Origin of the sequence: Methylomonas sp. EFPC1 (assembly GCF_016925515.1) — a bacterium.
Classification (GTDB): domain Bacteria; phylum Pseudomonadota; class Gammaproteobacteria; order Methylococcales; family Methylomonadaceae; genus Methylomonas; species Methylomonas defluvii.
Genome location: NZ_CP070494.1, coordinates 4,830,186 through 4,842,091, shown reverse-complemented (window position 1 = coordinate 4,842,091; position 11,906 = coordinate 4,830,186). Strand labels below are relative to the sequence as shown.

The window sequence follows — 11,906 nt, the reverse complement described above, 5'->3', positions numbered from 1 at the left end:
TCGATTTACTCGGTGAATTTAAAATCGATTGCAACCCGCATCACCTATTCAAATTATTCCCACCGATAATCCATTCGGCTTTGGCATGCCCTTGTTGCGATGCTGCCATGATGTCGCCAAGAATATCCAGGAGCGCGCATTATGAAACAACTATGCGTTGCCGAACATCACCGCCGCTTCGAACGCGATCATTTGATCTGCGATCCTTGGCATTATCTGCCGGTGTTGGAGAAAAAGCCTGGCGCACTGAGGCATGGCGCACCCTTTCAGACTTGGGACTTGCCGGTTGCGATCAAGGTGGTGCGGGATCGTATTCTCAAGCAGGATCAGGGTGACCGCGCCTTTGTCGACCTACTGCTGATGGCGAAAGACCTGGGCGATAACGGATTGGATGCCTTGGAAGTGGCTTGCGATTTGACCTTGCAGACCGGTGTCATCAGCGCCGCCATCGTCCTGAATGAAATGCGCCGGTTAACCGAAGCGGCCAAGCCCAAAGCACTGGACGACACCCCGGCATCGACGCCGGCATTGACCTTGGAGCCTGTCGCCGATTGCAGTCGCTATGATAGCTTACGGAGCGTTTGCCATGTCCATTGATCGCGCGCTCCAGCTCAAAACGTTACATCTGTTCGGCATGGCGGCGGCCTGGAGTGAATACCCACAGGGCACAAGTGGCAAGCCAAATACAGTAGCCAGCAAAAACCCGTGATGCCGGAAGCCTGGCTGGATCGGTTGATCAGCGCCGAGCAGGCCGACCGCCAAGCGCGCAGCCTGAACTATCAGCTCAAGGCGGCTCGATTCCCGATTCATCGAGACTTGCTACAGATTGACTGGTCGGAAACGCCCTTGCCGCAAGCTCGTCTCGAACAACTGGCCACCGGAAACTTTATGGAGCAAGCCTACAACCTGATCCTGGTGGGCGGCACCGGCACAGGGAAAACCCACTTGGCCACTGCCATTGGCATAGCCGCCATCCATCAAGGCAAACGGGTTCGCTTTTACAATGCGGTCGATCTAGTCAATCAACTGGATAAGGAAAAACAGCTAGGAAAAGCCGGTAACCTCGCCAAGCAGCTAACGCTGATGGATGCCGTCATCCTGGACGAATTGGGGTATTTACCGTTCCCAGCGTCCGGCGGTGCCTTGCTGTTCCACCTCATCAGTCATCTGTATGAGAAAACGTCCTTGATCATTACCACCAACCTCAACTTTGCAGAATGGGTGCAGGTTTTTGGCGACGCCAAGATGACTACGGCGCTGCTGGATCGCATTACTCACCACTGCGATATTTTAGAAACCGGCAACGATTCTTATCGATTTAAGCAACGGAAAAAGGCGGTGGAAAATCAATAACCATACGACCTAACTGGAAACTATTGGACGCTCTTTACTGGAAACTTTTCAACGCCGTTTGACATTCCGGGGATTTTTATATGCCACCGGGATTGTTGGGAATGCCTTCGCGGTGGTCGGCAACCCGCACGGGTGCTTCGGAAGTCACCACAAAGTAAATGGCTATGCCTTCGGGTAATTTTAAAATCCAAACGCGCGACATTTAGCCGCACTTGTGTAAGTTGATAGCTTATCTATACTCTTGGGCGACATAGTTTTAACGCTAGTTATTCCCTTCGATTTATTCCAATACTTCCGCCGGCGATTCGGCCTGTTGGCCTTTGCCTGGCATGCTTATCGTTTATTTATAAGGAGCTTACTCATGGCTAAATCAGATTATTTCCCCCGTCCGGATGGTGAGTTATTGATATGGCATGATCGGTTTATCCTCAATCTTGCCGCTTTGAAAACCCAGTTGGGTTTATCCGACGAGGACATTGCCGCCTGCAATACCGAGAATCAAGAACTGCATGGCAAAGTGTCGGCCGCCAATATTGCCGCTGCGGCCGCGCATCATGCGACCGCCGATAAGCAGGCTTATCGCGGCCAATTCGAGAATAAGGTAAGAGCATTGGCGCGGCGCATCAAGGCTCACCCTGGTTATACAGAGGCATTGGGTAGTCTGTTGGGTATCGTCGGTGCGGAAATCAATATGGATTTAACCGATGCCAAACCGGTGCTGAAGGCTGCCGATCAGACCGGGGGTAATGTGGTGTTGAGTTTTCAAAAATTCAAAAGCGACGGCATCAATATCTATTCCCAGCGCGAGAATGAAAGCGAATTTGTGTTTCTAGCCCGCGACACTCAAACCCGTTATGTCGATAACCGGCCGCTATTGGTGGCAGGCAAGCCGGAGCTACGCCGTTATACGGAGGTTTATGTGGTGAAAGATTTGGAAGTGGGCCAATACAGTGACGAATTGGTGGTGAGTTGTGCGCCGTAAGTGTGCTTCGATTCCAAGTGTGTTCGATTTTGGGGGATGCGTGATTCAGCCTTCGCTGGTTTCCCCGGTTTAGACACCTCATATTCGACAACGTCTATTTTTGTCCTTATTAATCAGACTGTTAAATTCCCTGGTTCCATCATTACCGCCTAAGCGGGAGCGACGATATTTGAGGGCCGGGTTAATAACTTGAGACTGATTATCCTTAAACATCCGTCATTTCCGCGTATTTGCAGATCCGGAACCAGCAAAACGGGGAGGCAACCAAGGGAGAATAATCGCTGGATTATGTAGTCTTAAACCAGCTGCTGGCCGAGCACCAATGTATCGATAATCGGGCAATCCGGTTTATTGTCCCCGCTACAGGTCTGCGCCAACCGGGCCAGAATGTCACGCATTTCGGTTAATTCGGCAATGCGTCGATTCAAATCGTCGACATGGGATTGGGCCAGCGCTTTGACATCGGCACTGGCTCTTACCGGGTCTTGCCACAGCGAAACCAGATCGCGGATTTGCTCCAGCGAAAACCCTAGCCCCCTAGCTCGTTTGATCATCCGCAACACTTGCAAATCGGTGTCGTTGTAGGTCCGGTAGCCCGATACGGTGCGCACGCTTTTTCTGATCAGTCCGATACCTTCGTAGTGACGAATCATTTTGGCGGATACGCCGGTCATTTTCGCAGCTTGGCTGATATTCATCGCTCACTCTCCAATAGGGGGACTCGGCGTTGCGGGCGGCCAGTTCGCCGCCCGCTAGCGGGTTCGGTTAATGCCTGACGGATTGCAATAAGCCGGCGGGTTACCGCGATGGGAAGGACAAGCGATTTTTTTGCTTTTTTAGTCCCTGGCATTTGTTGAAAAAATCGCTCATGAAAAAAACGCAAGGCTCTAAACGACAGGTTTATCGGCGACGGCATAAATCACATTGGCTGAAATCTCAGTAACCGATTGGCTCACTAATTGGTCGAGATTGGCCTGCTTCACCTTCTGTAGCTGTTCGCTATTGAGCTGATCCAAGGTTCCCCGATAACCGCTACCCATCGCCAGGGTCCACCAATCCTCAGGCTCAGACAGAGCATGAGTCGCGGTTTCGGCAGAAATGTGCACTTCGGTTAAACCGGCTTCGGCCAGCATGTCCAACAGTCCTTTCGGTGTGGAAATACGATCCCAAGGATTAAAGTCTTTATAGAGTTCGGGGCGTTGTTGGCGGATGGCTTGCCAAAGCGAGGTGTTGGCTGGCTCGAATAAATCCGGTCCCCAGGTCGTAATAGCCAATCGCCCGCCTGGCCGGACCTGGCGCCATAATTCTTTGACGGCGGCGGCCATATCAGGTACGAAAAAGATCCCAAACACGCAAACGACGGCGTCAAAATAACCATCGGGATAACCTAGAGCAAGCATATCATGGACCCGAAATTCCAGATTCTCAAGACCATCGGCTTGGGCTTTATCGGCTGCCCGAGTCAATAGTTTTTCCGCCAAATCGACCGCAACCACCCGGCCATCCGAGCCGACCATCCGCGCGGCCGGTAAGGCTGAAGCGCCGGTTCCGGAACAAACATCCAATCCTTGGTCACCTTGCCTCAAACCTATTCGCTCAATGGTGCTATGACCGAAACGGTTCCAAAACGTGTTGGCCGGGTGATCGAATAAATCGGCGGCTGTGTTATAAGCATGTGCGGTTTTCTGATTGGCTACCCCATGTGATTCCATTTCAACCTCCTGAAAAAATATTCAAATTTTAGTCATGGATAGTCACCTTACCTCAGTGACAATCCGGAGGCATCAATCTAAAGGTTTACATAATGGGAAGGTCAAGCAGAATTAAGGCTTAACTATGATCGCTAGATGAACAATCTGCTCGGATCGTCGCCAGATCAACTACTGAACACCAGATTCAAAGCCTGGCGGGGAATTTAATCAGCGCTGCCCCAGGGAATAAGGCCGTAACCGCGCCAAGCAAAAGTACGGCAACAAGATTGATGTGTGTCATGTTCATTTGTTTGTTGCGCCACGTAGAGCAAAGCGAAGCTTTTTGCCCGTCCGTTTGACTGCCATGTTAGGCACTGTCTTTTCTCATCATGCGCTTTAGAATTGGTAGTCGGTAAGCCGACGTCCTTGATTTCGCTGACGCTGCATTGAGGCTGCACGACTCTCGGTGCTATGTCTCCGATTTCCAAAAAGACAATGTGCTCCGCGAGCTCCCATTAAGCCAACGCCCATTCGCCCAAGTTCACACAATTTTAGCTAGCCCTGCGATAATGGCCGGCCTGTCAATAACCCCTTTGTTTTCGTGTCCCCCAAACTCAACCCCCAACAACTCGCTGCCGTTAAAACCATCGATCATCCCTTGTTGGTACTGGCCGGTGCCGGTAGCGGCAAGACGCGGGTGATTACCGAGAAAATCGCTTATCTGGTGCAGCAAGGTACGCCTGCGCGACATATCGCGGCGGTGACTTTTACCAACAAGGCGGCGCGGGAAATGAAGAGCCGGGTCGGCAGGCTGATTGATGACAAAGCCAGTCGCGGCTTGCGGGTATCGACTTTTCATTCCCTGGGCTTGGATATTCTGCGCAAGGAACACAAAGCCCTGGGCTATAAGGCGGCGATCACCTTGTTCGACGAACAGGACCGGCTGACCTTGCTGCGCAATCTGATCAGCCATGGCGTCGGCGGTTGCGACATTGATAATGTCGAGCAGTACAACTGGCAAATCGGCCAGTGGAAAAACGCCTTTGTGACGCCCATCCAGGCTTTGAGCCAAGCCGATGCCAACAGTTTGCCTGCTGCGCTGCTTTACGAGGCATTTACCCGCAGTCTCAAGGCTTATAACGCCACCGATTTCGATGATTTGATTTTGCTGCCGGTGCTGCTGTTTCAACAACATCCCGACGTTTTGGAAAAATGGCAGAACAAGATTCGCTATTTGCTGGTGGACGAATACCAGGACACCAACATCACCCAGTATCAATTGGTGAAATTACTGGCCGGTAATTTGGGGCGCTTTACCGTGGTGGGCGACGACGACCAATCCATCTATGCCTGGCGCGGCGCGCAACCGGAAAATCTCAGCCAGTTGCAAAAAGATTACAGCCGCTTGCAAGTTATCAAGCTGGAACAAAATTACCGTTCCGCCGGGCGGATTTTGAAAGTAGCCAATCAGTTGATCGCCAATAATCCGCATGCGTTCGAGAAAAAACTCTGGAGCGAGTTGGGCTACGGCGACCCGCTACGGGTGCTGAGCCATAAAAACGACGTGGCCGAAGCCAAGCAAGTGACTGCCGAGATTGTGCATCACCGCTTCAAAACCGGCGGCAGCTATGGCGACTATGCGATTCTGTATCGCGGCAACCACCAGTCGCGCTTGTTCGAAAAGGAACTGCGCGAAAATAACGTGCCCTATTTCATCAGCGGCAGCGCTTCGTTTTTTTCGTATGCGGAAATCAAGGATGTATTGGCGTACCTGCGTTTGCTGGTTAATCGCGACGACGATGCGGCGTTTTTGCGGGTGATCAACACGCCGCGCCGCGAGATTGGGCCGACCACGCTGGAAAAGCTCGGCGCCTATGCCAACGAGCGGCATATCAGTTTGTTTGCAGCCTGCAACGAGTTAGGCCTGCAACAACGGCTGCCGGAAAAGTCGGTACAACGCTTGAGCAAGTTTTGCGATTGGTTGAAAGAGACGGCGATCAAGGTCGAGCGCGAGGATACCTTTGTCGTCGTCAACCGGATGATAGACGAGATCAACTATTCGGCTTGGTTACAGGAAAACAGCAAAACCCCCGCTTCCGCCGAACGTAAACTGAAAAATGTGTATGAGTTAATCGAATGGCTGCAGCGTATCGCCACCAAGGAGCAAGGCAGTGAACAGTCGCTGGCCGATGTGATTGCCAAGGTGATGCTGCTGGATATTTTGGACCGCAATCAAGAAGACGAAGCCGGCGACCAGGTCAGCTTGATGACCTTACATGCCGCCAAGGGCCTGGAGTTTCCACACGTGTTTTTGATCGGCATGGAAGAAAACCTGCTGCCGCATCAAAACAGCATCGAAACCGATAATATCGAAGAAGAGCGGCGCTTGGCCTACGTGGGCATTACCCGCGCGCAGCAGACCTTGACCTTTAGCTATTGCACGCACCGCAAGCGTTTTGGTGACTTGACCGAGTGCGAACCCAGCCGATTTTTAAACGAATTGCCGGAAGAGGATTTGGAATGGGCCAACAAAAAACAGTTGCCGCCGGAAGAAATTAAACAGCGCGGCAAGGCCAGCCTGGCCGCACTGAAAACGATGCTGAATTGAGTTTATTGCAATACCACGAAAAAGCCTTCGCCGCCGCGTTGCAGATTGACCAGCAACGGTGCATTCGGGTTGACCACTTGCTTGATCTCGTCCAGATTTCTGACCCGGTAGCGGTTGGCTGTGACGATGATGTCGCCGGGCCGCAGGCCGGTTTTCCAGGCTTTGGAGTTTTGTTCGACTTTTTCGATCATCACCCCTTCCACTTGATCCTTGGGAGTCACGCCGAGCACGGCACCGCTTAAAGTCGGATGCAGTTTATTGCCGTCCAGCTCCGGCCGTTTCGGCTTGCCGATGGTGGCTTGCAGTGATTTGCGTTCTTCGCCGCGCATGATTTCCAGGCTGGCGGTATCGCCGATTTGCAGCAAACCCACCGCGTTACGAATTTGGGCGCTGCCGCCTTTCACATCCTGACCGTTGATGTTCAGAATAATATCGCCCGGCTCCAGACCGGCTTTTTCGGCGGGCGAACCGGCTTCTACCCGGCTAACTACCGCGCCGTGCTGGCTTTTCAAGGCAAAGGCTTTCACCAGTTCCGGCGTCAAATCCTGCGTGGTCACACCCAGCAAGCCGCGGCGCACCTCGCCGTGCTGCACCAAGGATTCCATCAGCCGAGTTGCCATATTCGATGGAATCGCAAAACCAATACCGACGTTGCCGCCGCTGGGCGCGAGGATAGCGGTGTTCATGCCGACAAATTCGCCGCGTAAATTCACCAAAGCACCGCCCGAGTTACCGGGGTTGATCGAGGCGTCGGTCTGAATAAAATCTTCGTAACCTTCAATGCCCAAGCCGGAGCGACCCAGCGCGCTGACGATGCCGGAGGTGACGGTTTGGCCCAAGCCGAACGGGTTGCCGATGGCGACCACGAAGTCGCCAACTTTCAGTTGGCTGGAATCAGCTATTTTCAATGCGCTGAGGTTGTCGGCGGGGATTTGGATCACCGCCACGTCGGCTTCCGGATCGGTGCCCAGCAGTTTGGCGTTGAGCTGCCGGCCGTCGCTAAGGGTAACGGTGATTTTGTCCGCTTTGTCTATCACATGATTATTGGTCAACACATAACCTTGATCTTTATCGATGATCACGCCGGAGCCCAAGCTGTTTTTCTGCTGTTGCCGCTGGTTTTTGGGGATGTTGAAAAAACGCCGAAACATCGGATCGTTCATTAACGGATTTTCCTGCACCCGCACATTGGTCGAGGTGGAAATGTTAACGACGGCGGGCATACTTTGCTCCAGCATCGGCGCCAGGGACGGCAAAGGTGCGCCGTCGACTTGTCCGGGCAATTCTGCGCTGGCTCGCCAGCTGCTCAGGCCAAACAAGATAATCAGGAATAGTTTGTTCATGTTCGTCATGGTTTTTGCATTCCAGGCAGTTAAGTTGCCAGCATGGACTCGCTGGGCGGGAAAATGTTTCACTGAGAGTTTACTTAATAATCGACTATCATAGATTAAGTTTTCTTGTTGGTTTCCCTTCACTTTTTATTCGCGACGAGTACGTGGCTGTCGACATCCATTCCGCTGAAGGCCGTGTGATTCGGCAATTAATTCCGCTATCCACCTTGCCCTTCAGTAAATTTGAGGCGCTGTGCGCACAAATCAAGGTCGAGGATGCGGAAGAAGGCCAATTTTTGTTCAAATGCGGGGATGAACCTAACGATCTGGTGTATTTGATCGATGGCAGCGTGACCTTACAGACCGATCTGTTAAAGATCGAAACGATCAAGTCCGATAGCCCCTCGGCGCGCTTTGCGCTGGCGCATCAAATCCCCAGGAAAGTGCATGCCGTTGCCAATAGCCGAATTCGTTTTTTGCGTTTGAATGCTGATATGATGAAATCGGTTCAAGATGTCCCGTATGAAGAAGCAGAGAGTTTTATGGTAGCTGAAGAGGTGGAGGATAATGACGACTGGATGACGACATTGTTGAAGTCGCCGGTATTTCGAGCGTTGCCTCCGGCTAATTTGCAAAAAATTTTGATGGGCATGGAGGAAGTGCGCGTGAATGCAGGCACTGTCATTGTCAATCAAGGTGAGCAGGGCGACTTTTACTACATCATCAAACGAGGGCAATGCTTGGTGAGCAGGAAACCTGCACCCAACGCCAAGGAGATTAAGCTGGCGCAACTCAGCGATCAGGATACTTTTGGTGAGGATGCATTGATTTCAGGCGAGCCTCGCAACGTTACGGTCAGTGCGTTGACGGATGTTTGTCTGTTGCGATTGGGTAAGGAGCAGTTTCTGAACTTGATCAAACAGCCGACGCTTAAATATATCAGCTATAAAGACGCTCAAGACTTGGTGACCAAGGGTGCGGATTTGATCGATGTGCGCGAGCCCGATGAATACAAGCCAAAGCATTTGCCGTTCAGCATCAATCTGCCGTTTTTTTCCTTGCGCATGCAGCTAAAAACCTTGAATAGGCAGCATCCCATCGTCGTGGTTTGCCAGAACGGCAAGATTAGCGAAACGGCGGCTTTTATCCTGATGCGGCATAAATTCAATGCGCTGATCTTAAGCGGCGGTATCGACAGCATTAACCCGGATGAGCTGAAAGCGCCTTCATCGTTTCCGATCGACGACGGTATTGAGACGAGTAATTTTAGAGGAGCCGGTGGCGAAGGCGAGACGAATCACTCGTTCACCGAGCAATCCTCAATACAAGACGACATGGAGCGTTTACGGCGCTTTCTGCAGCAGCTGAAAACCAAATATAATATTTTGGAAGCTGAGAAAAAGGCTTTGGAGATGAAATATTTGGCACTTGCCAAGTTTACGGAATCGTTAAAAGCCGAACTGGAAGCGCTTAAGAAAGCCGGTGGCGGTGGCTAGTCGGACAAAACCTTGCTAGCCCGCCAACGCCTGAAAGCGGATCAATAAAACGGTGTTTATTTGATTTTGGCTTCTTTGTACATCACATGCTTACGAACCACGGGATCAAATTTTTTGATCTCCATCTTTTCAGGCATGGTTTTTTTGTTTTTGGTGGTGGTGTAGAAATGGCCGGTGCCTTCGCTAGATACCAATTTGATTTTGTCGCGCATGTTCAGTCTCCTTAAAATTGTTCGCCGCGTTTACGCATATCGGCCAGAACAGCATCGATGCCGTTTTTGTCGATGATACGCATACCTTTGGAAGATACTCTCAAACGAACCCAACGGTTTTCGCTTTCAACCCAGAATCTGTGGTGGTGCAGATTAGGCGTAAAACGTCTTTTGGTTCTGTTCATCGCGTGTGAAACGTTGTGCCCTGTTACTGGGCGTTTACCTGTTACTTGGCATACTCTGGACATGACTACCTCAATGCGAGCTTTTAATTCAAAATAGCCGCGCTTTATAACAAAAAAACTTTTGTTGGTAAACAACAGCCTGCAAAATAAATTTGATAAAATCGGTTTTATTTCCCCTTGCTTCGGAATTTACAGGACTTTAATGACTATTAAACTCGGCGTGGTCATGGACCCCATCGGCCAAATCAATATTAAAAAGGACACCAGTTTCGCGATGCTGCTGGAAGCCCAGGCGCGCGGATGGGAACTGCATTACATGGAACTTTCCGACCTGTATATGCGCAACGGCGATGCGTACGCTCGCACCCGCCTGCTGGAAGTCGAGCGCGACGAAAAACAATGGCATCGGTTTCTCGGCGAAAAGCAAATCGCCTTGTCCGAATTGGACGCGATTATCATGCGTAAGGATCCGCCCTTCAACCAGGAATATATTTACGCCACGTATATGCTGGAACAGGCCGAGCGGCAAGGCGTTTATGTGGTCAACAAACCGCAATCGCTGCGCGACGCCAACGAAAAAATGTTCACGGCCTGGTTTCCGCAATGCTGCACCGACACCTTGGTAGCCCGAGACCCGCAAAAAATCCGCGACTTCTTAAAAGAGCACCAGGAAATCATCCTGAAGCCCTTGGACGGCATGGGTGGCGCTTCGATCTTTTACGTCAAAGAACACGACCCCAATCTCAGCGTGATCCTGGAAACCATGACCCAGCACGGCAACAGTTACATCATGGCGCAAAAATATTTACCCGCTGTAAAAGATGGCGACAAGCGGATCCTGGTGGTCAATGGCGAACCGGTGCCGTATTGTCTGGCGCGGATTCCGGCCAGCGGCGAAAGCCGTGGCAATCTGGCTGCCGGCGGTCGTGGCGAAGGCCGGCCTTTGAGTGATCGTGATCGCTGGATTGCCGAACAAGTGGGGCCGACCTTACGCGAAAAAGGCCTGATATTTGTCGGCTTGGATGTCATCGGCGATTATCTGACTGAAGTGAATGTCACCAGCCCGACCTGCGTACAGGAGCTGGATAAACAGTTCGGTATCAATATTAGCGCGCAACTAATGGATCACATCGCCGCCCAATGCCAGGCCTGATATGCACGCGCCGGAATTGACTCCCACGCCGCTCTCGCAAGGCGATTCGCTACTGACGGCTTTGTTTGTGGCGGCGGTGCTGCATGTGATCGTGTTATTGGGGGTTAATTTCACCGCACCGCAACCGCCCAAGATTAACCGTTCCATTGAAATCACCGTGGCTCATGCGCCGGTGAAAAAGGCGCCCAAGGATGCGAAACATCTGGCGGCAGAACATCAAATAGGTGCCGGCGAAGAAACGCGCAAACCGGAGCCGCCGCAGCAAAAAATTGCGACTCAGGAACAGCCGTTCAGTCCGCCGGCAAAGAAAGTCTTGCCGCATCCGGTGGTTACACAAGTCAAACCGGTCGCCGAGAGACTGCTTACCCAAGCCAAAGCGCCGGTTAAGGTGGTGACGGAACCCGAGCAACCGGTAGAATTACCGGAAGCTGTTGAAGTTCAGGAATCCGCCCCCAAATTATCGCCTGAAGCGCTTCAGCAACAAATCGCTCAACTCGGCGAGCGCATCAGAAATACCCAGCAAAGCGCGCAAGATACTAAGATTAAATTCGTCAACTCGATTAGCACGCATAAGTATCTGGCGGCGCAATATGTCAAGGATTGGGAGGACAAGGTTGAGCGCACCGGCAATCTGAATTATCCTGAGGCCGCGCGCAAAAAAGGCGTTTCACAATCCTTGACCATGGACGTGGGGATCAATGCCGACGGCAGCATTTACAGCATGCGAATCGTCCGGTCTTCGGGCAATTCAGCACTGGATGACGCCGCGAAACGGATTGTGAAAATGAGTGCGCCCTTTGCCGCTTTACCCGATGATTTGTTGAGAGAAGTGAACGTTTTGGTGATTACCAGGGTCTGGAAATTCTCAGACGAAACCGGCATGACTGCCCGCTAG

General features: G+C 51.8%; 13 protein-coding genes and 1 pseudogene. 8 read left to right on the top strand and 6 right to left on the bottom strand.

The genetic code is table 11. The features are described 5' to 3' along the window. The first annotated feature begins 141 nt into the window (after window positions 1-141). The 3 genes and pseudogenes from JWZ98_RS22200 to istB all read left to right on the top strand — a co-directional run. On the top strand, window positions 142-597 hold the full coding sequence (locus JWZ98_RS22200) for a hypothetical protein (RefSeq protein ID WP_240348143.1): 456 nt from the start codon (window positions 142-144) through the stop codon (window positions 595-597). Continuing rightward, entirely contained in the window at window positions 587-709 is a 123-nt protein-coding gene (locus JWZ98_RS23475; protein ID WP_275899109.1) for a hypothetical protein, read from the top strand. The genes JWZ98_RS22200 and JWZ98_RS23475 overlap by 11 nt, the downstream gene beginning before the upstream one ends. Before the next feature lie 14 nt (window positions 710-723). Beyond that, window positions 724-1,353 (top strand): annotated as a pseudogene (gene istB / locus JWZ98_RS22195) (IS21-like element helper ATPase IstB); the annotation flags it as partial. A 76-nt stretch (window positions 1,354-1,429) separates the two neighbouring features. On the opposite strand, the gene JWZ98_RS23470 reads toward istB, so the two are convergent. Then, a complete protein-coding gene (locus tag JWZ98_RS23470) occupies window positions 1,430-1,555 on the bottom strand; it encodes a hypothetical protein (RefSeq protein ID WP_275899152.1) in 126 nt (41 codons plus the stop codon). 159 nt (window positions 1,556-1,714) lie between these two features. On the opposite strand from JWZ98_RS23470, the gene JWZ98_RS22190 reads away from it, so the two are divergent. Continuing rightward, window positions 1,715-2,335 (top strand): hypothetical protein, encoded by a 621-nt coding sequence (locus JWZ98_RS22190; RefSeq protein ID WP_205452247.1) that lies wholly within the window; start codon window positions 1,715-1,717, stop codon window positions 2,333-2,335. A 296-nt stretch (window positions 2,336-2,631) separates the two neighbouring features. Here the strand turns inward: JWZ98_RS22190 and cueR are convergent, their stop codons facing one another. Beyond that, window positions 2,632-3,033, bottom strand: a complete 402-nt coding sequence (gene cueR, locus JWZ98_RS22185) for a Cu(I)-responsive transcriptional regulator (RefSeq protein ID WP_205452245.1) — start codon at window positions 3,031-3,033, stop codon at window positions 2,632-2,634. Between the two features lie 189 nt (window positions 3,034-3,222). Beyond that, window positions 3,223-4,047, bottom strand: a complete 825-nt coding sequence (locus tag JWZ98_RS22180; RefSeq protein WP_205452241.1) for a class I SAM-dependent methyltransferase — start codon at window positions 4,045-4,047, stop codon at window positions 3,223-3,225. Window positions 4,048-4,627: 580 nt separating this feature from the next. Between JWZ98_RS22180 and rep the strand changes: the two genes are divergently transcribed. Next, window positions 4,628-6,634 (top strand): DNA helicase Rep, encoded by a 2,007-nt coding sequence (rep, locus tag JWZ98_RS22175; RefSeq protein ID WP_033157606.1) that lies wholly within the window; start codon window positions 4,628-4,630, stop codon window positions 6,632-6,634. A gap of 2 nt (window positions 6,635-6,636) precedes the next feature. Here rep and JWZ98_RS22170 read toward each other — a convergent pair whose 3' ends face one another. Further along, window positions 6,637-7,977 (bottom strand): DegQ family serine endoprotease, encoded by a 1,341-nt coding sequence (locus JWZ98_RS22170; protein WP_129871458.1) that lies wholly within the window; start codon window positions 7,975-7,977, stop codon window positions 6,637-6,639. Between the two features lie 152 nt (window positions 7,978-8,129). Between JWZ98_RS22170 and JWZ98_RS22165 the strand changes: the two genes are divergently transcribed. Next, on the top strand, window positions 8,130-9,461 hold the full coding sequence (locus JWZ98_RS22165) for a cyclic nucleotide-binding domain-containing protein (RefSeq protein WP_205452240.1): 1,332 nt from the start codon (window positions 8,130-8,132) through the stop codon (window positions 9,459-9,461). 56 nt (window positions 9,462-9,517) lie between these two features. On the opposite strand, the gene rpmG is transcribed toward JWZ98_RS22165, so the two are convergent. Together rpmG and rpmB are read right to left on the bottom strand one after the other, a co-directional pair. Then, window positions 9,518-9,673, bottom strand: coding sequence for a 50S ribosomal protein L33 (gene rpmG, locus JWZ98_RS22160; RefSeq protein ID WP_013816853.1), 156 nt, complete (start codon window positions 9,671-9,673; stop codon window positions 9,518-9,520). 11 nt (window positions 9,674-9,684) lie between these two features. Next, entirely contained in the window at window positions 9,685-9,921 is a 237-nt protein-coding gene (gene rpmB, locus JWZ98_RS22155; RefSeq protein ID WP_026147067.1) for a 50S ribosomal protein L28, read from the bottom strand. Window positions 9,922-10,060: 139 nt separating this feature from the next. Here rpmB and gshB point away from each other — a divergent pair, with 139 nt between their 5' ends. Further along, entirely contained in the window at window positions 10,061-11,011 is a 951-nt protein-coding gene (gshB, locus tag JWZ98_RS22150) for a glutathione synthase (protein WP_205452238.1), read from the top strand. A 1-nt stretch (window position 11,012) separates the two neighbouring features. Further along, window positions 11,013-11,906 carry a TonB family protein gene (locus JWZ98_RS22145; RefSeq protein WP_205452236.1) on the top strand — a complete coding sequence of 298 codons (894 nt, stop codon included), beginning with the start codon at window positions 11,013-11,015 and terminating at the stop codon, window positions 11,904-11,906.